The organism is Dactylosporangium maewongense, assembly GCF_039531485.1.
GTDB classification, from domain to species: domain Bacteria; phylum Actinomycetota; class Actinomycetes; order Mycobacteriales; family Micromonosporaceae; genus Dactylosporangium; species Dactylosporangium maewongense.
Map to the genome: position 1 here is coordinate 328757 of NZ_BAAAQD010000010.1, position 25422 is coordinate 354178.

Here is a 25422-nt window from a genome sequence, read left to right on the forward strand (position 1 = left end):
GCCTCGATGGAGGCGGTACGTTTCGATCTCAGCCCCTCGGAGATACCCGAGACCTGGTACAACATGGCCGCCGACCTCGACTACGTGGCGCCGGCGCTGAGCCCGGCGACGGGCGAGCCGGTGACCCGTGACGACATGCTGCGGACGATGCCGGAGGCGCTGGTCGACCAGGAGCTCAGCCGGGAGCCGGAGTTCGAGATCCCGGGTGAGGTGCGGCAGTTCTACGCGCAGTGGCGGCCCACGCCGCTGATCCGGGCCCGCAATCTGGAGAAGGCGCTGGACACGCCGGCGCGGATCTACTTCAAGTACGAGGGCGTGGGCCCGACCGGCAGTTTCAAGCCGAACTCGGCGATCCCGCAGGCGTACTACAACAAGCGGGCCGGCAAGTCGGGTCTGATCGCCGAGACCGGGGCCGGGCAGTGGGGCAGCGCGATCTCGTTCGCGGCGTCGCTGTTCGGCATGGCGGCCAAGGTCTTCATGGTGCGGGTGAGCTTCCAGCAGAAGCCGCACCATCGCTCGCTGATGCAGATGTTCGGGGCGAGCTGCACGCCGAGCCCGAGCACGGAGACCGAGGCCGGGCGCGCGGTGCTCGACGAGAACCCCGACTTCCCGGGCAGCCTGAGCGTCGCGAAGTCGGAGGCGTTGCAGGTCGCGTTCGCCGACCCGCGGTGGGGCTACACGCGCGGCAGCGCGCTGAACCACGTGTGCGCGCATCAGACCGTCATCGGCCAGGAAGCCATCGTGCAGATGGAGCGGGCCGGCGACTACCCGGACATCGTGGTGGCGTGCGCGGGCGGCGGCAGCAACCTCGCCGGCCTGGCGTTTCCGTTCCTGCGCGCGCGGCTGCACGGCGGGCCGGACGTGCGGCTGATCGCGGCGGAGCCGGCGGCGTGCCCGTCGCTGACGCAGGGCCGGATCGCCTACGACTACTCCGACACCGCCGGGCTCACCTCGCTGACCCGCACGCACACGCTGGGTCACAGGTTCGTGCCGCCGCCCGTGCACGCGGGTGGCCTGCGGGCGCACAACATCGCGCCGCTGGTCAGCCGGGTCGTGGAGGAGGGCCTGATGGAGGCGGTCGCGTTGCGCCAGCGGGACTGCTTCGAGGCGGGGGTGCTGTTCACCCGGACCGAGGGCATCGTGCCGGCCCCCGAGTCGACGCACGCGATCCGCGCCGCGGTCGACGAGGCACTGCGCGCCCGCGAGGAGGGCGTGACCAGGACGATCCTGTTCGGGCTCTCGGGGCACGGCAACTTCGACCTCAGCGCGTACGAGCGGTACCTCGGCGGCACGCTCGCCGACGACAGCATCGACCCGCAGGCCCTGGAGATCGGGCGCAACAGCATCCCGGTGCTGGCCGGAGCGGCGTCGTGAAGGGGCTCAGCGCGCTGCAGTTCGTCGCCCTGGGGATCATCTGGGGCTCCAGCTACCCGCTGATCAAGCTTGCCGGCGAGGAGCTGAGCCCGGGCCAGCAGGTGCTGGGCCGCCTGGTCCTCGGATCGGCGGTCCTGGTGCTCATCGCCGCGGTCACCCGGTCCCGGCTGCCACGGTTCGGGTTCGTGTGGGTGCACATCACCGTGACCACCGTGCTCGGCATGGTCGCCCCGTTCCTGCTGCTGGCCTGGGGCGAGCAGCGCACCAGCGCCTCGATGGCCGGCGTGCTCACCGCGGCCACCCCGCTGCTGACCCTCGCACTGGCCACCGTGCAGCTGCGCAGCGAGCGGGCGACGGTGCGGCGCACGGCCGGGGTGATCCTCGGGTTCGCCGGGATCGTGCTGGTGATGGCGCCGTGGTCCGAGCTGGGCGGCACGATCGGCGGCCAGCTGGCCTGCCTGGCCGTCGCCGGGATCTACGCCGCGCACGCCGTGTTCGTCCGCAAGTTCCTGTCCGACCGGGGCATCCCGCCGATCTCGTCGGCGACGGCCCAGACCCTCGTCGCGACGGTGCTGCTCGCCGTGCTGCAGCCGTTCCTCGGCTGGCACACCCCGTCGTCGGTCGGCTGGCACGTGGTGCTGAGCATCGTGTCGCTCGGCGTGTTCGGCACCGGCCTGGCGTACGTCCTCTACAACCGGCTGATCGCCGACATCGGCGCGACCGGCGCCTCCGCGGTGAACTACCTGGTCCCGTTCATCAGCCTGATCCTCAGCGCGGTGTTCCTCGGCGAGGCGATCACCTGGAACGTGCTGGTCGGTGGCGTGGTGATCGTGGCGAGCATCCTGCTCGGCGAGGACCAGCTGCGGCCCGGCGCCTGGCGGACCCAGTCCGGTCACGCGGAGGCCGCCGGTGATGCGACGCCCTCCGGTGGGGAGCCCTCCCGCGGCGGGGAGCCGGTCGCGGAAGCCGCACCCGCAGGCCGGGAGGCCTCATGACCGGGCGTGCGCTGGCCGACGCCGTGTACGCCGCGGCCCGGCTCGCTCCGGAGCGCACCGCCGTGTCGTACCGCGGCGGCGGGACCACATTCGCCGAGCTCATCGCCGCGAGTGAGACCGCCGTGGTGGCGCTGGACAAGCTGGACCTGCCGGCGGGGCAGCCGATCGCGGTCCACGCGGCGAAGTCGCCGCAGACCATCGCCCTGATCCTGGCCTGCTTCGCCGCCGACCGGCCGGTGCTGCTGCTCTCCGTCGACCTCGGCGCGCAGGTGGCCGGCAGCCTGGTCCAGCGGGCCGGGTGCGCGGGCGTCGCCGAAGCGACCGGCGACGGCGCCTTCGACTGGTCCCCAGCGCCGGTCCCGGGCGATGCGCCGGCCCTGCCGCCGGACACGTGCCTGATGCTGACCACGTCCGGCTCGACCGGCGTACCGAAGATCGTCCCGCTGGGCGGGCCGGCGCTGGGCCGCTTCACTGGCTGGGCCGCCGACACGTTCGAGCTGGGCGCCGGCACCCGGGTCCTCAGCTACGCACCGCTGAACTTCGACCTGAGCCTGCTCGACGTGTGGGCCACCCTCGGGCACGGCGGCACCGTCGTGCTCGTCGACCCCGATCGGGCGGCCAACCCCGCGTACCTGCTGGACCTCGTCACCACCGCCCGGCCGCACGTGGTGCAGGCGGTGCCGATGTTCTACCGGCTGCTCCTGGACGCCGCAGCCGCAGCCGCAGCCGCCGCAGCCGCCGCAGTCGCCGCCGCGGACGGCGGGGACGCGGTGCCAGACGTGCGGCACGTCGTGCTGACCGGCGACCACACGCCGCCCGCGCTGCGCGCCGCCCTGCCGGACCTGTTCCCCGCGGCGGTCCTGCACAACGTGTACGGCTGCACCGAGACCAACGACAGCTTCATCCACACGTTCGGCGCGGACGAGGCCCGGGACGGCGAGCCGCTACCGCTCGGGGCACCGCTCCCCGGCGTGCGGGCTCACCTGGCCGGCGACGACGGGGAGCCCTTCGACGGGCCCGGCACCGGCGAGCTGGTGGTGTCGACGCCGTTCCAGGCCGTCGGGTACCTGGCCGGCGACCGTTTCCCGGTCCGGGACGGCCACGCCTGGTACCGCACCGGCGACCTGGTCACCCGCGACGACCGCGGCCGGCTCGTGCTGGTCGGGCGCACCGACTTCCAGGTCAAGGTCCGCGGCGTGCGGATCAGCCTGGAGGAGGTCGAGCAGGTCCTGCTCGCCCACCCCGACGTCGCCGAGGCGGCCGTGGTCGCGCTGCCCGACGCCGCGGCCGGGGCCAGGATCACCGCCGTCGTGCGCCCCCGCTCCTCCGGGCTGACCGGCCTGCAGGTGCGCACCTGGTGCGCGCAACGCCTCACCCGCGCCGCCATCCCCGCGGTCTTCGACCTGCGCAGCGTCGCGCTGCCGGTCGGCGTCACCGGCAAGGTCGACCGCGCCCGCCTGAAGAAGGAACTGACCGTATGAGCAGCCACCAGCGCGAGATCAGCGAGTACCTCGTCACGCGGTACCTGCCCGGGACCCCGGCCACCGAGCTGCCGGGCGACTACGACCTGCTCGACAACGGAGTCGTCGACAGCCTCAGCCTGCTGGAGCTGGTCGGCTGGGTCAGCGAGCGGTACGCCGTCGCCCTCGACCAGATCGACCTGAACCCCGACGACTTCCGTTCGGTGGCGGCAGTCGACCGCTTCATCGCCCGCAACACCCGGGTCCGCGACGCCGCCTTAGCGGCAGAGAAGGAGTGACTCCATGATCGTCCGGGACCAGAGCCAGGCCAAGACGGTCGACTGGGGCAACGGCCTGAGCCGCCGGTACCTGCTGGAGGCCGACAAGATGGGCTTCACCGTCTGCCACACGACGGTGCGCCCGGGCACCAAGTCGCGGCTGCAGTACCGCCGGCACCTTGAGGCGTGCCTGTGCATCCGCGGCACGGGGCGGGTGGTCACCGCGGACGGCCAGGAGTTCGAGATCACCCCCGGCGTCATCTACGCCCTCGACGCGCACGACGCGCACTTCCTGATCGCCGACCCCGACAGCGAGCTCGAACTGATCAGCGTCTTCAACCCGCCGCTGATCGGCGACGAGGTCCACTCGCTGGACTCCGACGAGTACTCCCAATACTGAGATGGCCTGGTCCCGGGAACAACAGGAGCTGCACGACGCCGTGCTCGCGGTCGCCGCGACGCTGGGCACCGACCACGTCGAACGCGACGCGGCGGGCACCTTCGACACCGAAGGCTGGAAGAAGCTCGCCGAGCTGGGACTGTTCGGACTGCCGTTCGCCGAGCAGTACGGGGGACTGGCCCAGGACCTGCCGACCACGATGTACGCGCTGGAGGCCCTCGGCACGGCGTGCCGCGACGGGGGCCTGAGCTTCTCGGCGGTGACCCACCTGGTCAGCACCGGGGTGGCCCTGCACCGGTTCGGCTCGGCCGAGCTCAAGCGGCGGTACCTGCCGGACGTCTGCGCCGGCAGCGTCATCGGGGCGCACGCCGTCACCGAACCGGCGGGCGGCTCGGACATCACCCCGATGCGCACCACGGCGGTGCCCGACGGCGACGGCTTCGTCCTCAACGGCAGCAAGGCGTTCGTCAGCAACGGGCCGATCGCCGACGTCATCCTCGTCTACGCCCGCACCGGCAAGCTCGGCAACCCGGCCGCGATCAGCACGTTCCTGGTGCCGCGCGGCACCCCCGGGCTCAGCGTCGGCCAGCCGGTGGACAAGATGGGGCTGCGCACCTCGCCGCTGGCCGAGCTGTTCCTCGACGACGTCCGGGTGCCCCGCGCGAACCTGGTCGGCTCGCCGGGCGCCGGCCTGCTCATCCTCGACGCGGTGATGAAGTGGGAGATCCTCTGCGGCTTCGTCGTCAACCTCGGCGAGATGCGGCACCGGCTCGACCGCTGCGTGCAGTACGCCCGCACCCGGCGGCAGTTCGGCCAGCACATCGGCCACTACCAGTCGATCTCGCACCGGATCGTCGACATGGGCACCGACGTGGAGACCGCTCGCATGTGGCTCTACGGGACCGCCCGCAAGCTGGCCGCGGGCGGCAACGTGACCACCGACATCGCCCGCACCAAGCTGATCGTCAGCGAAAGCAACGTGCGCTCCGCTCTCGCGGCCGTGCAGATCTTCGGCGGCTACGGGTACACGACGGAGTACGGGCTGGAGAAGGAGCTGCGCAACTCGGTGTCCGGCACCATCTACTCCGGCACGTCGGAGATCCAGCGGGAGCGGCTCGCCGCCCTGATGGGCCTGCACCGCCCCTTGGAGGTGTCATGACGGCGAACCTGACCGGGCTCACCCGGCCCACGTACTTCCTGGACCACGACCACCCCGTCGTGGCCGGCTTCGCCGCCAAGGCCCTGGCCGGCCTGGACGAGGGCGCCACCGACGTCGACAAGGCGGTCCGGCTCTACTACGCCGTGCGCGACGGCATCCTGTACGACGTCTACCACGCCGACCTGAGCCGCGCCGGCCTGACCGCCAGCGCCGTCATCGGCCGCGGCCGCGGCTTCTGCCTGCACAAGTCCATCGTGTACGCGGCCGTGGTGCGCGCGGCCGGCATCCCCAGCCGCATCACCTACGGCGACGTGCGCAACCACCTCGCCTCGCCGCGGCTGCGCGACCTCGTCGGCGGTGACGTGTTCTTCCACAGCCTGACCACGGTGCACCTGGACGGGCGGTGGGTCAGGGCCACGCCGGTGTTCAACAAGCTGCTGTGCAGGCTCTACGGGATGGCGCCGCTGGAGTTCGACGGCCGCGCCGACAGCCTCTACCACCCGTTCGACGGAGACGGCAACCGGCACATGGAGTTCCTCAAGTTCTACGGCGACTTCGACGACGTGCCGTTCGACCTGGTCATCTCGACCATGCGCAGCAAGCACCCCAAGTTCCTGTCGAGCGCGTCCACGACCCCGTCCGGTTCGCTGATCGCCGAGGCGCCGTAGGGACCACGGCCGGCACCAGGGAGAAACAGCGACGGGCGCCACAGTCCGCCGGTGGAAAACGGGTTAATCCGGATCGCGAAGAAATACTAGGCTCCGGCGATGGCACTTGTGGAGGCTCGAGAACTGACCAAGGTCTTCCGCAGGCCGGACAAGGATCCGGGGCTGCGGGGGGCCGTCAAACATCTCTTCGTACGGCGGTTCGTGGACAAGACCGCCGTCGATCACGTCGACCTGACGATCGAGGCCGGTGAGGCCGTCGCGTACGTGGGGCCGAACGGCGCCGGGAAGTCGACGACCGTGAAGCTGCTCAGCGGGATCCTGATGCCGACCTCCGGTGAGGTCCGTATCGACGGGTTGTCGCCGCAGAAGGACCGGATCGCGATGTCGCACCGGATCGGCGTGCTGTTCGGGCAGCGGACGCAGCTCTGGTGGGACCTGCCGGTGTCGGAGTCCCTGGCGGTGCTGCGCGACGTGTACGGCATCGACCACGGCACGTTCCGCAAGCGCATGGCCAGGTTCGAGGACGTCCTGGAGCTCGGCGAGGTGCTGCCGGTCCTGGGCCGGAAGCTGTCGCTCGGGCAGCGGATGCGGGCCGACCTCGCCGCGGCGCTGCTGCACGACCCGCCGGTCGTGTACCTGGACGAGCCGACGATCGGGCTGGACCTCGCCGTGAAGGACCGGGTCCGGGAGTTCTTCCGGACGGTCCGCGACGAGGGCACCACGGTCATGCTGACCAGCCACGACCTCGGCGACATCGAAGGGTTCTGCCGGCGGCTCGTCATCATCGACGAGGGCAGGATCATCTTCGACGGGGACCTGGAGGCGGTGAAGGACGCGTTCGCCCGCGAGCGGATCCTCAACGTGCAGACGGAGACGGCGGTGCCGCTGGACGACGTCCGCGCCGCGCTGCCGGGCGCGACGATCGAGCCGGGCGAGGCGCCATCGCAGTTCGCGGTGCGGTTCGACCGGTTCGCGATGACCGCGGGACAGGTCGTCACGGCGCTCGCGCCGCTGGCGAACCTCGTCGACTTCGGTGTCGACGAGCCGTCCATCGAGGATGTCATCCGGCGGGTGTACAGCGGGGAACTGGTGCTCCAGTCATGAAGCCCTATCTCGCCCACGCCCGGGCGACGGCGTTGAGCGCGCTGGCGTACCGCGCCAACTTCCTGCTGTCGCTCGGTGGCGTCGCGTTCCAGCTCATCGCGCTGCTCGCCGTCTGGCGGGTGCTGCTCGCCGACGGCCCGGTCGGCGGGTTCGCGTGGCCGCAGATGCGCGCGTACCTGGTGGTCGCGTTCGCCTCCGGCGCCCTCGTCGGCGCGTTCGTCGACTTCCGCATGTCGCACCGGATCCGGTCCGGGCTCGTCGCGCTGGACCTGGTGAAGCCGGTGGACTACCAGCGGGCCAGGTTCGCCGAGACGGTCGGCGGCGTGTGGATCGAGGTCGTGGCGGTGGTGGTGGTCGTCGCGGTGACCGTCGCGGTCGGCGGGGCGCTCGACACGCCGCCGGGGCCGATGCTGGCGCTGTTCGCGGCCAGCATGGTGCTGATCGTGCCGCTGAAGTTCGCCGTGTCGTACCTGAGCACGCTCGCCTGCTTCTGGACGGAGAACTTCGTCGGCGTGATGTGGGCCAGGCAGGCGCTGACCGGGCTGCTGTCCGGTGCGCTGGTGCCGCTGGTGTACTTCCCGGGCTGGCTGGCCACGGCGGCGCAGTGGTCGCCGTTCGCCGGACTCACCTCCACGCCGGCGCTGATCTTCATCGGGAAGGCGTCCGGGTCGCACGCGGTCCTGCTGGTCGCCACCCAGCTCGGCTGGGTCCTCGCGATGTGGTTCGGCGCCCGGCTGCTGTTCCGGCGGGGGCTGCGCCGGCTGACCGTGAACGGGGGTTGAGATGCGCACGGTCCGGCTCTACGTAAGGCTGCTCGGCGCGCACCTGCGCTCGCTGCTGGAGTACGAGAGCGACTTCTGGATCATGATGGCCGGCACGGTCGTCATGCAGGTCGTCAACGTCGCGTTCCTGGCGGCGATCTTCGCCAAGGTGCCGCACATCAACGGCTGGTCGTTCTGGGCGGTCGTGGCGATGTTCGCGATGGTGGCGATCGCCGAGGGCGTCGGCTCGCTGTTCTTCGAGGGCATGTGGAACCTCGCCTGGCAGATCAACCAGGGCGACCTCGACTACATGATGGTCCGCCCGTACCCGATCGTCCTGCAGGTCAGCAGCATGCAGATCGGGATCAACGGGCTGTCCAACATCGTCACCGGCGGGCTGATGCTCGGCGGGGCGCTGACCCACCTGGACATCGACTGGACCGCCGGCCGGGTCGCGGTCGCCGTCGTGGTGCTGGTGTCCGCCATCGCCATCAAGGTCGCCATCAACCTCGCGACCAACGCGGTGTCGTTCTGGATGCAGAGCCCCAGCCCGCTGTTCGCGTTCGCCGTGCACCAGGTCGGCGACCTCGCCCGCTTCCCCCTGTCCATCTATCCGCTGGCGCTGAAGGCGGCGCTGGGCTTCGCCCTGCCGTTCGCGTTCGTCAGCTTCTTCCCGGTCAGCCTCCTGCTCGGCGGTAGCTCCGCGTGGGTGGGCCTGCTGACGCCGCTCGTCGCCGCCTACTGCCTGACGGTGGCGTGGTTCGTCTTCTCGCGCGGCCTGCGCCGCTACGAGAGCGCCGGCAACTGACCCTTCCGCAGCAGCGGAGGGTGGAGCACCGGGGCCGTCCCGCGCGTGAACAGCTGCGCGGGGCGGCCCCGCTCACCGGCCGTGCTGCGACCCGTCGCCTCGACGAACCCCTCGGTCGACGTGACCTTGCGGTGGAAGTTGCGCGGGTCCAGCCTGGTGGCCCACACCGCCTCGTACACCTGCCGCAGCTCGGCGATGGTGAACTCGGGCGGGCAGAAGGCGGCCGCGAGGGGCGTGTACTCGAGCTTGGCCCTGGCCCGCTCGACCCCGTCGGCCAGGATGCGGTCGTGGTCGAAGGCCAGGTCCGCCAGCCCTTCGAGGGGCACCCAGTCCGCGGCGGCGGCGTCGCTGCCGGCCCGCGGCGCCGGCGCGTCGGGCAGCAGCGCCAGGTAGGCGACGGTGACGACCCGCCCGCGCGGGTCCCGGCCGGGCGCGCCGTAGCTGCCGAGCTGCTCGAGGTGCCCCGCACCGCGCAGGCCCGTCTCCTCGACCAGCTCCCGCTCGGCGGCCTCGCCGAGGTCCTCGTCCGGCAGCACGAAGCCGCCGGGCAGCGCGTACCCGCCCTGGAACGGGGGGATCGCCCGGCGGATGAGCAGCACGCTGAGCGCGCCGTCGCGGATCGTCAGCATCACCAGATCGACGGTCACGGCGAACGTCATGTATTAATCACCACATTGACGAGAAAGGGCGACGACGGTTATTGTCAAGACGACGATAACTCATCCTGGGAGTGCCGACATGGCCGACGTGACCACCCGCTTCTTCCTGCGCCACCTGCGTGGCGCGCCGACCTCGTGGGTCCGCCACCACGTCAAGGGAAAGGTGCGGCACGAGGGCATCGGCCAGTCGTTCTACTACCGGCCGCTGACCGCCGTGCTGTCCGAGGTCCCCGTCGACGACCGCGAGCTGCCGCTGCTGTTCCACGCCCGCACCGCCGACTTCGCCGACGTCACGGTGCAGGCGACGGTCACCTACCGGATCAGCGCCCCCGACGTCGCCGCCGCCCGCCTCGACTTCTCCGTCGACCCGCGGTCCGGCGCGTGGCGCGGGCAGCCGCTCGACCAGGTGGCCACGCTGCTGGCCGAGCTCGCCCAGCAGCCCGCACTGGACCTGCTGGCCCGGCTGCCGCTCACCGACGCCCTGACCGCCGGGATCGCGCCCGTCCGCGAGGCCGTCAGCCAGGCGCTCGGCGGCGACCCGCGCCTCACCGACACCGGCGTCAGCGTCGTCAGCGCCCGCGTCGTGGCGATCCGCCCCGAGCCCGACCTGGAGCGGGCCCTGCAGACGCCGACCCGCGAGGCCGTGCAGCAGGAGGCGGACCGCGCCACGTACGCCCGCCGCGCCCGCGCCGTCGAGCAGGAGCGCGCGATCGCCGAGAACGAGCTGCAGAACAAGATCGAGCTGGCCCGCCGCGAGCAGGCGCTCGTCGAGCAGCACGGCGCCAACGCCCGCCGCAAGGCCGAGGTCGACGCCGCCGCGGCGCTCGTCGCGGCCCAGGCCGTCGCCGAGCGCGAGCAGGTCGCGGCCACCGCGGCGGCCGAGCGCTCGAAGATCACGGCCCTCGCCGACGCCGAGCGCCTGAAGGTCACGGCGGCCGCGGACGCGGACGCCGACCGGGCTCGCACCGAGGCCCGGGCCGAGGGCGTCCGCGCCGTCGGGCTCGCCGAGGCCGAGGCGGAGGCCGCGCGCCTGGCCGCCTACCGGGACCTCGCACCCGGCGTCCTGCAGGCCCTGGCGCTGCGCGAGCTCGCCGGCAACCTGCCCGAGATCGGCCAGCTCACCGTCACCCCCGACGTGCTGACCGGCCTCGTCGACCGCCTCGGCGGCGGCCGCTCCCTCGGCGGCCCGGCGTGACCGCCGTGTCGAGCCGGACGGTGATGGCCCGCCGCTGGTCCGCGTCGCACCGGATCCTGCGGCCCCGCCGCCGCCGCCTCGTCCGCCGCCGCATCGTCGCATCGGGCACCGGCTGAGCCGCCGGCCCCGCACCGCTTGCCAGCATTGGAGAGGGGCTCGTCATGAGCGCATGGGCAGGGCCATCGTGAGCACGCTCGCGCCACGGGTGGTGCTGGTGTCGCGGCGCAGCGAGCTCGACGAGCTGCTCGCCCGGCACGGCACCCGCGCCGCCGCCGCGTACTTCCTGCGGCAGCGGGGCAGGGACCTCGACGAGGTCGCGGCCCGGCACGCGGCGCAGCAGGCGGCGCTCACCGTCGCCGGCGCGGCCGTCCCCGCGGACTGGCGGCGGGGGCACCTCGACCGGGGCGACCTGTCGCGGTTCCTGTTCTCGCCCGAGGACGTCGTCGTCGCCGTCGGGCAGGACGGTCTCGTCGCCAACGTCGCGAAGTACCTCGACGGGCAGCCCGTCATCGGGGTCGACCCGGCGCCGGACAGGAACCCTGGCGTGCTCGTGCGCCACCAGCCGCAGGCACTGAAGCGGCTGCTGCGGGACCTGCCCGGCCTGCCGGCGCAGGAGCGCACGATGGTGTCCGCGGCGCTCGACGACGGCCAGGAGCTCCTCGGCCTCAACGAGGTCTACTTCGGGCACGTCACCCACCAGTCGGCGCGCTACACACTGTCCACATCGGACGGAGCGCGGGAGCGGCACTCGTCGTCCGGCGTCGTCGTCGGGACGGGTACCGGCGCCACCGGATGGTGCTCCTCGATCGCCCGGCAGCGGGCGGACGCGCCGGCGAGCCCGGCCCCCGGCGAGGCGGCCCTGACCTGGTTCGTGCGCGAGGCGTGGCCGTCGCCGGCGACCGGTGTCACCTTGACCAGTGGCCGCCTCGACGGTGCCGAGACCCTGGAGCTGGCGAGCGAGGGCGAGGGTCTCGTGGTGTTCGCCGACGGCCTGGAGGCCGACCGCCTGGAGCTGTCGTGGGGGCAGCGGGTCACGATCGGCGTCGCCGCCAGAAAACTGCGTCTCGTCATGTGACCTGTGGTGTGACACCATCTGCGGGCATGATCCGTGAACGGCTCCACGACCACGCGGTCCTGTTGCACCGCCAGGGCAAGGACGACCCGCTGCCCGCAGGCGGCGAGCCGTTCCCCGACGACCAGCGCCCCCGCACCGGCATCGGCCGCGACGCGCGGCGGGTCGGCGCGGACGTCGCCGCGATCCTCGACGCGCACTTCGCCTCGCCGGCCGCGGCGCCCAGGGCGCTCGTCGGGGCGTTCGACGAGGTGTACGTCCCGACCGCCGACAACGAACACGTCGCCGCCGCGGCGCTGCGGGCCGGGCGCAAGCGCGTCCGCCGGACCGGCCGGTGGCTGGTGCGCTTCGGCGTCGACCGGCGCGAGGTGGCCGTCGGCCTGGCGCTGCTCGGCACCGAGGCGACCACCTCGGACAAGGACATCGAGCTGATCCGCACGATCGGGCTGCTGTCCGCGGAGTTCGGCGAGCTCGCCGCCGAGTCGCTGCGCCACCGCGGCCCCGCCGGCATCGAGGCGCTGCTGTGGCTGGCCGCCCGCACCTCGGGCTGGGGCCGGGTCCACGCCGTCGAGGCCCTGTGCACCGTCGCCGTCCTGCCCGAGGTGCGCGACTGGCTGCTGCGCCACGCGTGCGCCGGCGACGACCTCGACGCGGTGACGGCCGGCGCCGTCGCGACCGCCGCGCACCTGCACGCCGCGATCATCGCCGACGAGGTGGACGACGCCCTGCTCGACCACGCCGGCGCGCTGCTGCGGGCGATGGCCGACGGGTCCGGCCAGGGCATGACGCTCGCCGACTACCCGCCGGCGCGGTTCGTGCTGGCCGCCTACGCCCGCCACCTCGCCCGGCGCAAGCCCACCTGGGCCCGCTACGCCACCGCCGCCGTCATCGCCGACCGGATCGCCCACCTCGAGCCGGAGGACCTCGGCTGCACGAAGAAGGAGCGCGAGCGGCTCGTCGAGCGGTTCGAGAAGATCCTCCGCCAGCGCCGCTGGCAGGCCACCGTCCCGCGGCGCAAGGCGAAGAAGGCCAAACCGGCCGCCGCCACCCGGCGCCGGACCGCCCGGCGCCGGGGCAAGGCCAAGGGCTAGCGCCGCAGACCGTCGGCGGCCGTGCGGTCCTGACCTTGGCCTTCGCCCGGGGCCGGGGTCAGCGCCGCAGGTCGTCGGTGACCGCGCGGCCCTGGCCCGACAGCAGCGCGTCGAACGAGGTGGTCAGGGCGAACGGGTCGGCGACCACCGGCGACTCGCGCCGGCCGGCGAGCTCGGCCAGCTCGCGGCCGGCCCGGTCGATGCGCCGGTGCAGCGTCGCGTCGCCGCCGCCGGCCCAGTCCTCGGTCGCGGCGAAGACCGAGGTCGGCGCCACGACCGCGTGCAGGTAGGTGAACATGGGGCGCAGCGCGTGCTCCAGGGCGAGCGAGTGCCGGGCGGTGCCGCCGGTCGCGCCGAGCAGGACCGGCTTGTCGGCGAGCACGTCGTCACCGAGCACGTCGAAGAACGACTTGAACAGGCCGCTGTACGAGGCGTTGAAGATCGGCGACACGGCGATCACGCCGTCGGCGGCCGCGACCGCGTCGAGGACGTCCTTGAGCGCGGGCGCAGGGAAGCCGGTCAGCAGGTGGTCGGTGATCGCGTGCGCGTGGTCGCGCAGCTCCACCACCCGCACGTCGGTGTCCACCCCCAGCTCGCGGACGGTCGCGGCGGCGAGCCGGTCCGCGAGCAGGCGGGTCGACGACGGCTGGCTCAGCCCGGCGGAGATCACCACAAGGCGCTTCACGCGTCCACCTTCTCGGTCTGCCGCGCCTTCAGGGCGGCGTGGGTCGGGGCGTCCGGCACGTGTGCGGGCCGGCCGACCGCGAACTCCTTGCGCAGCACCGGCACGACCTCCTCGCCGAGGATGTCGAGCTGCTCCAGGACGGTCTTCAGCGGCAGGCCCGCGTGGTCCAGGAGGAACAGCTGGCGCTGGTAGTCGCCCACGTACTCGCGGAACGACAGCGTCCGGTCGATGACCTCCTGCGGGCTGCCCACGGTCAGCGGGGTCTGCGCGGTGAAGTCCTCCATCGACGGCCCGTGCCCGTAGACGGGGGCGTTGTCGAAGTACGGCCGGAACTCCCGCTTGGCGTCCTGCGAGTTCTTCCGCATGAACACCTGCCCGCCGAGGCCGACGATGGCCTGGTCGGCGGAGCCGTGCCCGTAGTGCTCGAAGCGCTGCCGGTACAACCCCACCATGCGAGCAGTGTGCTCCTTGGGCCAGAAGATGTGGTTGGCGAAGAAGCCGTCGCCGTAGTACGCGGCCTGCTCGGCGATCTCGGGGCTGCGGATCGACCCGTGCCACACGAAGGGCGGCACGCCGTCGAGCGGGCGCGGGGTCGCCGTGAAGCCCTGCAGCGGGGTGCGGAACTTGCCCTCCCAGTCCACCACGTCCTCACGCCACAGCCGGCGCAGCAGCGCGTAGTTCTCCACCGCGAGGGCGATCCCGTTGCGGATGTCCTGCCCGAACCACGGGTACACCGGCCCGGTGTTGCCGCGCCCCATCATGAGGTCCACCCGGCCGTCCGCCAGGTGCTGCAGCATCGCGTAGTCCTCGGCGATCTTGACCGGGTCGTTGGTCGTGATCAGCGTGGTCGCGGTCGACAGCTGCAGCGTGCTGGTCTTCGCCGCGATCCACCCCAGCATCGTGGTCGGCGACGACGGCACGAACGGCGGGTTGTGGTGCTCGCCGAGCGCGAACACGTCCAGCCCGACCTCCTCCGCCTTGAGTGCGATCGTCACCATCGCCTTGACCCGCTCCGCGTCCGTCGGCACCCGGCCGGTCGTCGGGTCCTGGGTGACGTCACCGACGGTGAACACTCCGAACTGCATCTCGCACGCTCCAAGCTCCTGGGTCTGACGCGCAGTAGAACATAGCTGCCGAGTCAAACATTCCGCCGGTGAACTATCGCACGCCCCACCGCCCCGCGATGTAACGCACGCCTCACCGTCCCGTACGCCACCGCAGCAGCACCCCGTCGGCGATCCCCGCCAGCTCCCCGGTGCCCCGGTGCAGGCAGGTCGGCGCGAACCCGGCGATCGTGGCCGTGCGGTGGCCGGTGACCGGGTCCCACACGTGCGTCGCGCTGCCCTGCACCGAGTACAGCCGCCGCCCGTCGGACAGCAACGTCCCGGCCGGCCCGGCGAACGCGGTCAGCTGCGTCCCGGATGCCAGCGCCGTACCGGCGACCCCCTGAGCTGGCGGGGCCTAGGGCAGGAGGTGGGCGGCGTCCTGGTGGGCGGCGATGCGGATGAAGACGAGGTCCCTGCGTTCGGTGGCGGCCCGGGTGTAGCGGTCGCGGTAGACGTGGTGGCGGGTCCAGCACCAGCGCAGGAGGGATTTCTGGGGGTCGAGGCGGAAGAGGTTGCCGAGGGGCTCGCGGTTGCCGTTCCACAGCACCTGGCGGGTGACGGCGCGGCGGATTGTGCGCCACAGGACCTGGCGCATCACGGTGCGGCGGGGGAGGTCGAACCAGATGACGGTGTCGGCGCGGGCCCAGACGAGGTCGCGGACGGCGCTGTAGTTGCCGTCGATGACCCAGCCGTCGCCGTCGGCGAGCTCGCCGACCTGCTTGCGGAACGCGGTGACGTCGATCGGCTGCCAGCCGGGGAGGTGATGGATCGCGTCGAGCTCGACGAACGGCACCCCGAGGCGCGTCGCGAGCGCCTTGCCGAGCGTCGACTTGCCCGATCCGGAGTTGCCCACCACCGACACCCGCCGCACCCGCTGCCCCCGATTCGCTCCCGGCTCAACACGTGCTGTGGAACAACCCGCCGACCGCCGCCGACCCCACCAGACTGTTATACACGTCGATGGCTTCCCGGGTCTCCTCCACATGTACCTCGATGCCGCGCGCCTCGAGGGCGTCGACCGTCGCGTCGGGGACGCCGAGCTGCTCGTCCATGCCGAGCGACAGCACGACCACCGTCGCGCCGTGCTCCAGGAGCTCCTCGACGTCGGCGACCTGGACGCCGGGGGAGTGCCGGGTGCCCGTCTCGCCCCAGTCCCAGGCCCGGCCGCCACCCGGCCAGACCTTGAGGTCCTTCACCACGCCGACCTCCTCCACCTCGATCCTGCCCCAGCTCACATCCACGATCCGCGGAGAACGTGCCTGCATGACGGAAACTCCCTTTGTCGACCGAATTGAGTGCGTGCATGTTACGCCCAAGGCGTGGACTTCGCCGGCTTGGGGCGCGATAATGCGCGAACGATGTGTGTCCAGGATGATACGGATGTACGAATCATCAGGTGGACGCATAGTTGATTGTTGGTGTTGATGATCGAGGGTGATCGTCCGCTGGTCTGAATTCGCTTGTCGTGCACGAGTCGCCAACCCGACAGCGATAGGAAGATGATCTCGGCCTGCCGATAGCGTCAGATGTCGCGCATGTGTCTCGACTGGGGGTCGGTCATGCAGGTCGTTGCGGTGATGAATTACAAGGGTGGGGTCGGCAAGACAACGTTGACAGCGAATCTTGGGGCAGAGATAGCAAGTCGGGGTCATCGAGTCCTGCTTGTTGATCTGGACCCTCAGGCGAACCTGACGTTCTCGTTCTACAGTATCGACGAGTTTCATGAGTCGCTTGCTGATGACAAGACAATCATGCAGTGGTATCTGGGCGACATGCCGGGACGCAAGGCGAACCTCGCGGACCTGGTCGTCACGCCCGAGCCGGTCAACCGGAGGTTCGGTGACGGTGATGGGCAACTCGACCTCATCGCCTCGCATCTGGGCCTGATCGACATCGACCTCGAACTCGCCGCCAAGTTGGGCGGCACGACGATCGGTGAGTCGAAGCGTAAGTTCCTCGAGCTGCACGGCTGTTTGCTCAAGGCGTTGAAAGGGCCTGACTTCGCGCAGTATGACCTCGTGCTCATCGATTGCGCACCGAACTTCGGACTTGTTACCAAGACCGCGATCGTTGCGAGCGACCATATTTTGGTGCCGGCAAAGGCCGACTACCTTTCAACACTCGGCATTGAGTATCTGGTGGGAAACTGTCAGAAATTGGTAAAAGACTTCAATGACTATGTTGAGCACGGATTCAGTGCGGATAGTGGTTTTGTGGCTATCCGGCCGCAATTTGCCGGGGTTGTCTTCACCATGATCCAAGTGTACGCGAATAAGCCGATCGGTACCCAGCTGAACTATGTCGAGGAGGTGCGCATGAACGCGTCGGTGCCTGTTCTGGACGGCGTCGTGCGTAACAGTCCCCGACATTTCGGCGATGCTGGATCGACTGGAGTGCCGGCCATGCTGCGGGCAGCGCTGGATGACGAGGTCGCCGCGGAGTTCCGCGACCTTGCGGAGGAGATCATCACCACGATCACCAGGCAGCGGAGTGCTGCCGGATGACCGACCTTGCCGGACTGCTGGTTCAGATCCAACAGAGATTCGTTGACTTCCTGGCTGGGCAGAGCGAGGAGGACCTGACGTCCCTCGCCGAGGGGCGTCTCGCTCTGGCGCTTGTTGATCATCAGCGCCTGAGGCCAAGTGCGGTGGCCAGCGTGACGCCTGAAGCGAAGCCGGCGGCGGGGGGTGACTCTGTGCGGCGGAGAAGGACCTCGCCCGCGAAGGCGGCACCCGCGGCTGCGCCGAAGGGCGCTGGTAGCAGGTCCCGCGGTAAGGCGCCGATCGACGCTACGGCTGTTGCTGCTGAACTTCGTGAGCTTGGCACGCTTGAGGACGGGATTGCTTATCTCTCATCCCGCGGCATGACCGTAGACCAGCTCAAGCAGGTCTGTGTCGAGTTGAACATCCGCCCTCGTGGCAACAAGGGCGATATCGAGAAGCAGGTCCTCAACCAGGCGATCGGTGCGCGGCGGAAGTACGCCGGCCTCCGTGAATGGTGACGGCGACGGTTGGAGTCGGCAGTGGTGAATCTCGCGAGCGGGTCCCCTTCGACCGCGACACGCTCGATGTATCTGCTTGGCGGGCGCAGGGTCACGGTGAGGGATCTGGTCGACAACGGCCTCGTCGATCCCGGTGCGGCGTTGCGATTCGAACGACGCCGCATCGGGCAGACCTACGTGGCTCGTGTTACCGAGTCTGGTCGGATACAACTCGAGGACGGGCAGGAGTTCCGCTCGCCGTCGCGCGCGGCCATGGTTGCCGCCGGGATGAGAGCAGTGGACGGGTGGCGGGCTTGGATTGTTGAGGGCAACGGTCGCATGCTTGACGGCTTGCGGCAGGAGCTGCTGGACAAAGCTGCTCGGAATGCCGCATCAGTGGCGCCGCTTGCCTTGGACGAAAATATCGACCAGCGTGTCCACGAGCGGCTCCGTGAGGCGCGTATCCGCGCTGACGCGAAGCACCCCGAGGAGATCTCGGTGCGCGAACTGCTGTCGTTGTGGGGCGCGAAGGGACGAGGCGACCAGATCAGTCGCATCGAGGCGGATTTGGCCAATCACGGGCTTGTCACCTCACCCAGCTTCCGAAAGGTCACGCTGGACGCGAACGTCCGGCTGCTTACCGCCAGTGATGAGCCGGACGAGGACACGCCCGCCGACGTCGCGGAGGTCCTTGCAACCACGGACGAAGAGGACGCCGGCGCTCCGGTTGGACTGACGGTGGGCAACTTGCCGTCTGCCCTCGGCGGTATCACTTCGGTCGCTCCCAACGCGTCGTTTGACGAGGCCATCACGGCGATGCTTCTCAACGACTACTCCCAACTCGCCGTGCTCAACGGTCCTCGCAACCTGCGCGGAGCCGTGACGTGGAGGTCGATTGCCCACGCCCGGCACGCTGGAGGCGACGCCCCCTTCTCGGATGCCATCGATCAGAATGTTCACGAGGTGCGGTATGACCGTGAACTGATCGATGTCCTGCCGGTGTTGCAACAGGCCGGCTTTGTCTTTGTTCGTAATGAGAAGAACGTCATTGCGGGCATCGTCACCACCGCTGACGTCGTCCAGATTTACGGCGAGATGGCGACTCCGTTCTTCCAGATCGGGGAGCTCGACCAGACCCTTCGGCGAGTCATCGCGCGAAACTTCGAACTGGACGAGGTAGCAAGCTTGTGCAGCCGGCCGGTGAAATCAGTCGACGAGATGACCATGGGTGACTATCAGCAGGTGCTGGGCAACCAGGCAATCTGGGCCAAGTTGGGGTGGCGGCTGGACAGAGCGACGTTCATCATGCGGCTCAGCGAGATCCGGAAGGTCCGAAACGACGTGATGCATTTCAACCCTGATCCCATCCCGGCGGATGCCGTCAACAAACTTCGGCGGCTGAACGCCGTCCTCCGCACGTACAGTGGATGATCGGGGTGAACGGCTGAGGAGACGTTCGCCTCGTGCGGGGTACCTTGTTCGCTCAGGTCGGTGCGGGCAGGGGAGGGTCGGTGCAGGTCACGCCGCTGTCCGGCAGGCTGTGGGTCAGTGTGCTCGGAGACATGACCGCGACGGTCGACGGGGAGGTCGTGGACCTCGGGGGGCGGCGGCAGCGGGCGGTGCTCGCGGTGCTGGTGGTCAACCGGGGCGACATCGTGCCCACCGACCGGCTCATCGACTGTGTCTGGAGCGGGCAGCCGCCGGCGAACGCGGCCGGGGCGCTGCAGGCGTACGTGTCGCACCTGCGCCGTCGGCTGGAGCCCGGTGCGACGGCCCGGGCGCGCGGGAACGTGATCGTGTCGCGGCCGCCCGGCTACGCGCTGACCCTTGAGGCCGGGGCCGTCGACGCGTGGCGCTTCGACCGGGGTGTCACCGAGGCGCTCGGCACCGCGGACCCGGCCGCGCAGCGGGACCTGCTCGAGGCGGCGCTGCGGCTGTGGCACGGGCCGGCCTACGCGGAGTACGCGGACGAGACCTGGGCGCAGGCGGAAGCGGCGCGGCTGCGCCAGCTGCGCGAGGTGGCGCGGGAGCAGCTGCTCGCGGCGCGGCTGGCGCTGGGCGACAGTGCGCTGCTGGTGCCCGAGCTGGAGGCGCTCGTCGCGGAGGAGCCGCTGCGGGAGCAGCGCTGGCGGTTGCTGGTCCTCGCGCTGTACCGCGCGCACCGGCAGGGCGATGCGCTCGCCGCGCTCCGCAGAGCCAGGCAGACCCTGTCGGAGCAGCTCGGCGTCGACCCCGGGCCGGCGCTGCGCGCGCTGGAGGCCGAGGTGCTCGCCCAGTCGGAGTCCCTCGACGCCCCGGCCGCGCCGACCACGCCGGCAAGCCAGGGCACGCCGGTGGAACGAGGCGCTCCGGCAGGGGCGGGCGCCACGAGCGATCCGGTGGCAGGGGAAACGGCGGGCGAGGGCGTGCCGGCGCACCGGTCCGATGTGCACGCGGCGGCCACCGGTCCGGCCGGCGCGGCGCCGAGGGTCGACCCGGTGGCGGTACAGACGCGGAAAACGCCGGACGAGCACCTTGTCGACCGGGACGCGGAGGTGGCCGAGCTGCGGATGGCGGCGGCCGACGCTTTCGGTGGGGTGCCGCGGCTGGCGATGATCGAGGGCCCGGCCGGGATCGGCAAGAGCCGGCTGCTCACGGAGGCGCGCAGGATCGCCGACGGGCACGGGGCGCTCACGCTGACGGCGCGCGGCAGCCAGCTGGAGAAGGAGTTCGGCTTCGGCGTCGTGCGGCAGCTGTTCGAGGCGCTGCTCACCGACCCGGCCGAGCGGGAACGGCTCCTGGCGGGCGCCGCCGCGAGCGCCGCGTCCGTCTTCGACCTCGCGGTGGACGGCGAGCGCGGCGACCACACGTTCGCGGCGCTGCACGGGCTTTACTGGCTGACCGCGAACGTCGCCGCGACCAGGCCCGTCACCATCGTCGTCGACGACCTGCAGTGGTGCGACACCGGTTCGCTGCGGTTCCTCGCGTACCTGGTGCGCCGCCTCGACGGGCTGCCCGTGCTGCTCGTCGCGACGCTGCGGACCGGGGAACAGTACGACGACGAGGCGCTGCTCGCCGAGCTGCAGCTGGACCCGGCGGCCGCGCCGGTGCGGCCCGGCCCGCTGAGCGCCGCCGGCGTCGCGGACCTCGTGCGGCAGCGGCTGGGCGACGGCGCCGAGCCGCGGTTCGTCGACGCGTGCCACCGCACCACGTCCGGCAACCCGCTGCTGCTGCGCCAGCTGCTGCGGGCCCTGGAGGCCAACGGCGTGCGCCCCACCGACGCGCACGCCGGCACGGTGACGGCCATCGGCTCGCGGGCCGTGTCCAGCATGGTGCTCATCCGGCTGCGGCGGATGCCGGCGGCGAGCACCGCCGTCGCCCGGGCCATCGCGGTCCTCGGCGACGGGGCGGGCCTGCCCACGATCGCCGCGCTCGCGGGCGTCGACGAGCCCACCGCCGCGGCCGCCGTCGCGGCGCTCGCGCGGGCCGAGGTGGTGCGGCACGAGTACCCGGTCGGGTTCGTGCACCCGCTCGTCCGCGACGCCGTCTACCAGGACCTGCCGCCCGGTGAGCGGCAGCTGCACCACGAGCGGGCCGCCCGCGTGCTCAGCGGGCTGTCCGCGGCGCCGGAGCAGGTCGCCGCGCACCTGCTGCAGATCCCGGAGCGCGCCGACCAGTGGGTCGTCGACGTGCTGCGGGCCGCGGCCGACACGGCGCTGCACCGGGGTGCGCCGGAGGGCGCCGCGACCTACCTGCGGCGGGCCCTGGCCGAGCCGCCCGCGCCGCCGCAGCGCCCGGCGGTGCTGCTCGCCCTCGGGCAGGTGGAGACGCTCAACGACGGTCCGGCGGCGATCGCGCACCTGCGGGCCGCGTACGACGACCCGATCACCGACCCGGTCACGTTCGCCGCGGTGGCACGGATGCTCATCCACACGCTGATCTTCGCCGGGCCCGAGGGGAACGCGCCGGAGTTCGCGCGGCGGGCGTCGGCGCGCCTCGCGGCCGGGTTCGTCGACGAGCGGCAGGGGATGCAGGCCCTGGAACGCATCGCCGCATACATGTACAGCGGTGCCCCGGACTCGTTCCCTGCCGAGGTGCCGGTGATCTCCGGCGACGGGCTCGGGGCGCGGATGCTCGCCGCGTGCCGCGCCTGGGAGCTGATGGCCCGCGGGGTGGACCTGGAGGAGGCGGTGCGGCTGGCCCGGTTCGCGCTCGCCGACGGCATCCTCATGCGCGGCGACCCGGGGCTCTTCTGGGTCATCGCGGGTGTCGTGCTGGAAGGCGCCGACCAGGATCCCGGCACCCTCTGGGACGACGCGCTGACGCTCGGGCACACCCGCGGGTCGCTGTTCACCGTGCTCGCCGCGCACCTGTGGCGCGGGTGGCGGGAGTGGCTGCGCGGCGACCTGCCCGAGGCCTGCACCTCGCTGATCGCGGCCAACGAGCAGAGCCTGCGCTGGGGCGGCGCGCCCGCGCTCGGCATCTCCTACGGCGAGGCGTGCCTGGTCCGGGCCCTCGTCGACCGGGGTGAGCTGGCCGAGGCCCGCGCGTTCGTCGACGGGCACCGCGGCCGGCCGCGGGTCGGCGACGGGATCCGGCTGTTCCGGCAGGCCGAGGCGGCCCTGCTGATCGCCGAGGGGGCGTTCGAGCCGGCGCTCGCGCTGCTCGACGTGGGGGCGGCCGGCAACCCGCTGTGGTACGAGGAGCGGTCGCTGCGGGCCAACGCGCTGGCCGCGCTCGGGCGCTCGTCCGAGGCGCTTTCGCTGGTGTCGGCGGATCTGGCGGGCATGCGGCGGTGGGGGGCGCCGCAGGGCGTCGGGCGGTCGCTGCGGGCCGTCGGGGCACTGCGGGGCGACCGGGCGGAGCTCGTGGCCGCCGTCGAGCTGCTCGCCGGCACGCACGCGCGCCTCGAGCACGCGCGGGCGCTGTTCGCGCTCGGCGAGCTCGACCGCGACCCGGCGACGCTGCGCGCGGCGCTCGGCCTCGCCGAGGAGTGCGGCGCCGCCCCGCTGCGCGCCGTCGTCGCCGCCGCGCTCACCGGCCTCGGCGAGGCCGTGCCCGCGGAGCCGTCCGTGACGCTGACCACCGGCGAGCGGCGCATCGCGTCCCTCGCCGTCGGCGGCGCCGACGACCGTGACATCGCGCAGGCGCTGTTCCTGACCCCGCACACCGTCAGCGACACGCTCGCCGCGATCCGGCGCAAGCTGGGCGTCACGACCCTCGCGGAGCTGCGCGCGCACGTCTGACGCAGGTCTCAGGTCTGCCGCAAGTTCGCTCCAAGGGCGCGGCCGCAGGGTGTACGCCATGACCACTGTTGCGAACTCACTGCGCGGCCTGTGCGGCGGCGCGGTGCACCTCCCTGGCGACCCGGGGTACGACACGGCGCGGACCCCGTGGAACGTCACGGTCGACCAGCGGCCCGCCGCCGTCGCGTTCCCGGCCGACGCCGACGAGGTCGCCTCGGTGGTCCGCGCCTCGGCCGCCGCCGGGCTGCGGGTCGCGGTGCAGAGCACCGGCCACAGCGCGGCGGCCCTCGGCCCGCTCGACGACGTGGTCCTGCTGCGCACGTCCGCGATGACGGGCGTCACCATCACCGGCCGCACCGCCCGGGCCGAGGCCGGCGCGCTGTGGATCGACGTGGTCGAGCAGGCCGCGCCGCACGGGCTCGCCGCGCTGCACGGCTCGTCGCCCGACGTGGGTGTCGCCGGCTACACCCTCGGCGGCGGCCTCGGCTGGTACGCCCGCGCGCTCGGCCTGCAGTCGAACGCGGTCACCGCCGCCGAGCTGGTCACGGCCGACGGCACCCTGGTGCGGGCCGACGCCACCACCGAGGCGGACCTGTTCTGGGCGCTGCGCGGCGGCGGCGGCAACTTCGGCGCGGTCACCGCCGTCGAGTTCGACCTGTTCCCGGTCCGGACCGCGTACGCGGGGCTGCTCGCCTGGGACTGGCGCGAGGCCGCGCGGGTGCTGCCGGCGTGGCTCGACTGGGCCGCGACCGCGCCCGACGAGGCGACGACGGCGCTGCGGCTGCTGCGGGTCCCGCCGATGCCGCAGCTCCCGCCGGCCCTGCGGGGCCGCCAGCTGATCGTGATCGACGGGGCCGTGCTCGGCGCCGCCGGCCCTTCCACGGTCGCCCCGTTGCGGGCGTTGCGGCCGTTCCTGGACACGTTCGACGACGCGCCGGCCGCGTCGCTGATCCGGCTGCACCTGGACCCGGAGGGCCCGACACCGACGGTGTCGAGGTCGGCGCTGCTCGGCGACCTGCCGCCCGCCGCCGCCGACGCGCTGCTGGCGGTCGCCGGCCCGGACTCCGGCACGTCCCTGCTCGTCGCGGCCGAGCTGCGCCACCTCGGCGGCGCGCTGGGGCGGCCCGCCCCGGGCGCCGGCGCGCTGCAGTCGCTGGACGGGTCGTTCGCGCTGTACACGGCCGGGATCGCGGCCACGCCGGCGATCGGCGCGGCGGCGGTGCGGGACGCCGCACGGGTCGTGTCGGCGATGGCGCCGTGGTCGACCGGCGCGCAGCTGCTGAACTTCGTCGAGGGCCCGACCTCGGTCGCATCCGCCTACCCACCGGCCGCGTGGGACCGACTGCGGTCGATCAGGGCGGCCGTGGACCCGTCCGGGCTGTTCGTCGCCAACCACGCCATCTGACCGTCGCCGACCGGCATTCTGGCGGTCGTCGATTGGCATCCTTCGCGCGGCGTGCCCGTCACCGTGGCCGCCTAGCGTGGCGGGCGTGGCACTTCCGATGCTGGCCGCAAGGCGCCCGCTGCCCGCGCAGGTGGCGGTGTACGCGTTCGTGACGGTGCCGTTCCTGGCGCTCGTCGCCGCCGTCCCGTTCGCCTGGGGCTGGGGGCTCACCTGGCTCGACGTCGCGCTCGCGGTGACCTTCTACACCGTGACGTGCCTCGGGGCGACGGTCGGGTTCCACCGGTACTTCACCCACGGCGCGTTCAAGGCCCGCCGGTGGCTGCGGATCACACTGGCCGTCACCGGCAGCATGGCGGTGCAGGGGCCGATCCTGCACTGGGTCGCCGACCACCGCCGGCACCACGCGTTCGCGGACAAGGAAGGCGACCCGCACTCGCCGTGGCTCTTCGGCACCGGCCCGGCGGCGCTCGTGCGCGGCTTCTGGCACGCGCACCTCGGCTGGGTCCTCGACCGCGGCCTCACCAACCAGCAGCGCTTCGCGCCCGACCTGCTCGCCGACCGCGACATCCGGCTCGTGCACCGGCTCTTCGGCCCGCTGACGATCCTCACGCTGATCCTGCCGGCGGTCATCGGCGGCCTGGCCACCTGGACCTGGTGGGGCGCGGCGACCGCGTTCTTCTGGGCGGGCCTGGTGCGCGTCACGGCGCTGCACCACGTCACCTGGTCGGTGAACTCGGTCTGCCACATGATCGGCGAGCGGCCGTTCGCGGCGCGGGACCGGTCGGCGAACTTCTGGCCGCTCGCGATCCTCAGCATGGGTGAGTCGTGGCACAACCTGCACCACGCCGACCCGACCAGCGCGCAGCACGGCGTGCTGCCCGGTCAGATCGACGTGTCGGCGGCGCTGATCCGGCTCTTCGAGCGGGCCGGATGGGCGTGGGACGTGCGGTGGCCCTCCGCGGAGCGCCTGGCCCGCCTCGCCGTCGCCAGGTAGCCG

At 72.1% G+C, this 25422-nt stretch carries 25 protein-coding genes; 19 read left to right on the forward strand and 6 right to left on the reverse strand.

The genetic code is table 11. The features are described 5' to 3' along the window. Nucleotides 1–6 precede the first annotated feature (6 nt). The 10 genes from ABD332_RS25920 to ABD332_RS25965 all read left to right on the forward strand — a co-directional run bounded on the left by ABD332_RS25920 (nucleotide 7) and on the right by ABD332_RS25965 (nucleotide 9007). Complete coding sequence (locus ABD332_RS25920) at nucleotides 7–1374, forward strand: TrpB-like pyridoxal phosphate-dependent enzyme (RefSeq protein ID WP_344504711.1); 1368 nt, start codon at nucleotides 7–9, stop codon at nucleotides 1372–1374. Further along, a complete protein-coding gene (locus tag ABD332_RS25925; protein ID WP_344504712.1) occupies nucleotides 1371–2369 on the forward strand; it encodes a DMT family transporter in 999 nt (332 codons plus the stop codon). The genes ABD332_RS25920 and ABD332_RS25925 overlap by 4 nt, the downstream gene beginning before the upstream one ends. Further along, the gene (locus tag ABD332_RS25930; RefSeq protein WP_344504713.1) at nucleotides 2366–3850 is read left to right on the forward strand and encodes an AMP-binding protein; all 1485 of its coding nucleotides are present in this window, start codon (nucleotides 2366–2368) and stop codon (nucleotides 3848–3850) included. Before ABD332_RS25925 ends, ABD332_RS25930 begins: the two co-directional genes overlap by 4 nt. Beyond that, on the forward strand, nucleotides 3847–4128 hold the full coding sequence (locus tag ABD332_RS25935; RefSeq protein WP_344504714.1) for a hypothetical protein: 282 nt from the start codon (nucleotides 3847–3849) through the stop codon (nucleotides 4126–4128). The genes ABD332_RS25930 and ABD332_RS25935 overlap by 4 nt, the downstream gene beginning before the upstream one ends. Nucleotides 4129–4132: 4 nt before the next feature. Further along, on the forward strand, nucleotides 4133–4507 hold the full coding sequence (locus tag ABD332_RS25940; protein WP_344504715.1) for an ectoine synthase: 375 nt from the start codon (nucleotides 4133–4135) through the stop codon (nucleotides 4505–4507). Nucleotide 4508: 1 nt separating this feature from the next. Next, complete coding sequence (locus tag ABD332_RS25945; protein WP_344504716.1) at nucleotides 4509–5666, forward strand: acyl-CoA dehydrogenase family protein; 1158 nt, start codon at nucleotides 4509–4511, stop codon at nucleotides 5664–5666. Continuing rightward, nucleotides 5663–6334: a transglutaminase-like domain-containing protein gene (locus tag ABD332_RS25950; protein ID WP_344504717.1), complete on the forward strand. Its 672-nt coding sequence runs from the start codon at nucleotides 5663–5665 to the stop codon at nucleotides 6332–6334. The genes ABD332_RS25945 and ABD332_RS25950 overlap by 4 nt, the downstream gene beginning before the upstream one ends. Before the next feature lie 99 nt (nucleotides 6335–6433). Continuing rightward, nucleotides 6434–7438, forward strand: a complete 1005-nt coding sequence (locus ABD332_RS25955; RefSeq protein ID WP_344504718.1) for an ABC transporter ATP-binding protein — start codon at nucleotides 6434–6436, stop codon at nucleotides 7436–7438. Continuing rightward, nucleotides 7435–8220, forward strand: coding sequence for an ABC transporter permease (locus tag ABD332_RS25960; RefSeq protein ID WP_344504719.1), 786 nt, complete (start codon nucleotides 7435–7437; stop codon nucleotides 8218–8220). Before ABD332_RS25955 ends, ABD332_RS25960 begins: the two co-directional genes overlap by 4 nt. A 1-nt stretch (nucleotide 8221) precedes the next feature. Further along, nucleotides 8222–9007 carry an ABC transporter permease gene (locus tag ABD332_RS25965; RefSeq protein WP_344504720.1) on the forward strand — a complete coding sequence of 262 codons (786 nt, stop codon included), beginning with the start codon at nucleotides 8222–8224 and terminating at the stop codon, nucleotides 9005–9007. On the opposite strand, the gene ABD332_RS25970 is transcribed toward ABD332_RS25965, so the two are convergent. Then, nucleotides 8986–9666 carry an NUDIX hydrolase gene (locus tag ABD332_RS25970; protein ID WP_344504721.1) on the reverse strand — a complete coding sequence of 227 codons (681 nt, stop codon included), beginning with the start codon at nucleotides 9664–9666 and terminating at the stop codon, nucleotides 8986–8988. The genes ABD332_RS25965 and ABD332_RS25970 overlap by 22 nt on opposite strands. 79 nt (nucleotides 9667–9745) lie before the next feature. Here ABD332_RS25970 and ABD332_RS25975 point away from each other — a divergent pair, with 79 nt between their 5' ends. The 3 genes from ABD332_RS25975 (at nucleotide 9746) to ABD332_RS25985 (ending at nucleotide 13024) form a co-directional block, all read left to right on the forward strand. Further along, nucleotides 9746–10861, forward strand: a complete 1116-nt coding sequence (locus tag ABD332_RS25975) for an SPFH domain-containing protein (RefSeq protein WP_344504722.1) — start codon at nucleotides 9746–9748, stop codon at nucleotides 10859–10861. A gap of 169 nt (nucleotides 10862–11030) precedes the next feature. After that, nucleotides 11031–11936 carry a hypothetical protein gene (locus tag ABD332_RS25980; RefSeq protein ID WP_344504723.1) on the forward strand — a complete coding sequence of 302 codons (906 nt, stop codon included), beginning with the start codon at nucleotides 11031–11033 and terminating at the stop codon, nucleotides 11934–11936. Between the two features lie 26 nt (nucleotides 11937–11962). After that, nucleotides 11963–13024: a hypothetical protein gene (locus ABD332_RS25985; protein WP_344504724.1), complete on the forward strand. Its 1062-nt coding sequence runs from the start codon at nucleotides 11963–11965 to the stop codon at nucleotides 13022–13024. 58 nt (nucleotides 13025–13082) lie between these two features. Here the strand turns inward: ABD332_RS25985 and ABD332_RS25990 are convergent, their stop codons facing one another. The 5 genes from ABD332_RS25990 to ABD332_RS26010 form a co-directional block, all read right to left on the reverse strand. Beyond that, the gene (locus tag ABD332_RS25990; protein ID WP_344504725.1) at nucleotides 13083–13709 is read right to left on the reverse strand and encodes an FMN reductase; all 627 of its coding nucleotides are present in this window, start codon (nucleotides 13707–13709) and stop codon (nucleotides 13083–13085) included. Continuing rightward, a complete protein-coding gene (locus ABD332_RS25995) occupies nucleotides 13706–14794 on the reverse strand; it encodes an LLM class flavin-dependent oxidoreductase (protein WP_344504726.1) in 1089 nt (362 codons plus the stop codon). Before ABD332_RS25995 ends, ABD332_RS25990 begins: the two co-directional genes overlap by 4 nt. A 112-nt stretch (nucleotides 14795–14906) precedes the next feature. Then, nucleotides 14907–15089, reverse strand: coding sequence for a hypothetical protein (locus ABD332_RS26000; protein WP_344504727.1), 183 nt, complete (start codon nucleotides 15087–15089; stop codon nucleotides 14907–14909). Between the two features lie 81 nt (nucleotides 15090–15170). Then, nucleotides 15171–15668 carry a shikimate kinase gene (locus tag ABD332_RS26005; protein ID WP_344504728.1) on the reverse strand — a complete coding sequence of 166 codons (498 nt, stop codon included), beginning with the start codon at nucleotides 15666–15668 and terminating at the stop codon, nucleotides 15171–15173. Between the two features lie 43 nt (nucleotides 15669–15711). Then, the gene (locus ABD332_RS26010) at nucleotides 15712–16080 is read right to left on the reverse strand and encodes an Mth938-like domain-containing protein (protein WP_344504729.1); all 369 of its coding nucleotides are present in this window, start codon (nucleotides 16078–16080) and stop codon (nucleotides 15712–15714) included. Nucleotides 16081–16374: 294 nt separating this feature from the next. Between ABD332_RS26010 and ABD332_RS26015 the strand changes: the two genes are divergently transcribed. The 6 genes from ABD332_RS26015 to ABD332_RS26040 all read left to right on the forward strand — a co-directional run bounded on the left by ABD332_RS26015 (nucleotide 16375) and on the right by ABD332_RS26040 (nucleotide 25419). Continuing rightward, nucleotides 16375–17319: a ParA family protein gene (locus ABD332_RS26015; protein ID WP_344504730.1), complete on the forward strand. Its 945-nt coding sequence runs from the start codon at nucleotides 16375–16377 to the stop codon at nucleotides 17317–17319. Continuing rightward, on the forward strand, nucleotides 17316–17816 hold the full coding sequence (locus tag ABD332_RS26020) for a hypothetical protein (protein ID WP_344504731.1): 501 nt from the start codon (nucleotides 17316–17318) through the stop codon (nucleotides 17814–17816). Before ABD332_RS26015 ends, ABD332_RS26020 begins: the two co-directional genes overlap by 4 nt. A gap of 21 nt (nucleotides 17817–17837) precedes the next feature. Further along, the gene (locus ABD332_RS26025) at nucleotides 17838–19226 is read left to right on the forward strand and encodes a CBS domain-containing anti-phage protein (protein ID WP_344504732.1); all 1389 of its coding nucleotides are present in this window, start codon (nucleotides 17838–17840) and stop codon (nucleotides 19224–19226) included. Between the two features lie 80 nt (nucleotides 19227–19306). After that, nucleotides 19307–23020, forward strand: a complete 3714-nt coding sequence (locus ABD332_RS26030) for an ATP-binding protein (RefSeq protein ID WP_344504734.1) — start codon at nucleotides 19307–19309, stop codon at nucleotides 23018–23020. Nucleotides 23021–23078: 58 nt separating this feature from the next. Next, nucleotides 23079–24425 carry an FAD-binding oxidoreductase gene (locus tag ABD332_RS26035; RefSeq protein WP_344504735.1) on the forward strand — a complete coding sequence of 449 codons (1347 nt, stop codon included), beginning with the start codon at nucleotides 23079–23081 and terminating at the stop codon, nucleotides 24423–24425. Between the two features lie 97 nt (nucleotides 24426–24522). Then, nucleotides 24523–25419: an acyl-CoA desaturase gene (locus ABD332_RS26040; protein ID WP_344504811.1), complete on the forward strand. Its 897-nt coding sequence runs from the start codon at nucleotides 24523–24525 to the stop codon at nucleotides 25417–25419. The last annotated feature ends 3 nt before the right edge of the window (nucleotides 25420–25422 follow it).

Bases quoted from the DNA above. Each gene is read 5' to 3' on its own strand.
- ABD332_RS25920 (WP_344504711.1), top strand. From the start codon at position 7: ATGGAGGCGGTACGTTTCGATCTCAGCCCCTCGGAGATACCCGAGACC.
- ABD332_RS25930 (WP_344504713.1), top strand. From the start codon at position 2,366: ATGACCGGGCGTGCGCTGGCCGACGCCGTGTACGCCGCGGCCCGGCTC.
- ABD332_RS25935 (WP_344504714.1), top strand. From the start codon at position 3,847: ATGAGCAGCCACCAGCGCGAGATCAGCGAGTACCTCGTCACGCGGTAC.
- ABD332_RS25940 (WP_344504715.1), top strand. From the start codon at position 4,133: ATGATCGTCCGGGACCAGAGCCAGGCCAAGACGGTCGACTGGGGCAAC.
- ABD332_RS25945 (WP_344504716.1), top strand. From the start codon at position 4,509: ATGGCCTGGTCCCGGGAACAACAGGAGCTGCACGACGCCGTGCTCGCG.
- ABD332_RS25950 (WP_344504717.1), top strand. From the start codon at position 5,663: ATGACGGCGAACCTGACCGGGCTCACCCGGCCCACGTACTTCCTGGAC.
- ABD332_RS25955 (WP_344504718.1), top strand. From the start codon at position 6,434: ATGGCACTTGTGGAGGCTCGAGAACTGACCAAGGTCTTCCGCAGGCCG.
- ABD332_RS25960 (WP_344504719.1), top strand. From the start codon at position 7,435: ATGAAGCCCTATCTCGCCCACGCCCGGGCGACGGCGTTGAGCGCGCTG.
- ABD332_RS25965 (WP_344504720.1), top strand. From the start codon at position 8,222: ATGCGCACGGTCCGGCTCTACGTAAGGCTGCTCGGCGCGCACCTGCGC.
- ABD332_RS25970 (WP_344504721.1), bottom strand. From the start codon at position 9,666: ATGACGTTCGCCGTGACCGTCGATCTGGTGATGCTGACGATCCGCGAC.
- ABD332_RS25975 (WP_344504722.1), top strand. From the start codon at position 9,746: ATGGCCGACGTGACCACCCGCTTCTTCCTGCGCCACCTGCGTGGCGCG.
- ABD332_RS25980 (WP_344504723.1), top strand. From the start codon at position 11,031: ATGGGCAGGGCCATCGTGAGCACGCTCGCGCCACGGGTGGTGCTGGTG.
- ABD332_RS25985 (WP_344504724.1), top strand. From the start codon at position 11,963: ATGATCCGTGAACGGCTCCACGACCACGCGGTCCTGTTGCACCGCCAG.
- ABD332_RS25995 (WP_344504726.1), bottom strand. From the start codon at position 14,794: ATGCAGTTCGGAGTGTTCACCGTCGGTGACGTCACCCAGGACCCGACG.
- ABD332_RS26010 (WP_344504729.1), bottom strand. From the start codon at position 16,080: ATGCAGGCACGTTCTCCGCGGATCGTGGATGTGAGCTGGGGCAGGATC.
- ABD332_RS26015 (WP_344504730.1), top strand. From the start codon at position 16,375: ATGCAGGTCGTTGCGGTGATGAATTACAAGGGTGGGGTCGGCAAGACA.
- ABD332_RS26020 (WP_344504731.1), top strand. From the start codon at position 17,316: ATGACCGACCTTGCCGGACTGCTGGTTCAGATCCAACAGAGATTCGTT.
- ABD332_RS26035 (WP_344504735.1), top strand. From the start codon at position 23,079: ATGACCACTGTTGCGAACTCACTGCGCGGCCTGTGCGGCGGCGCGGTG.
- ABD332_RS26040 (WP_344504811.1), top strand. From the start codon at position 24,523: ATGCTGGCCGCAAGGCGCCCGCTGCCCGCGCAGGTGGCGGTGTACGCG.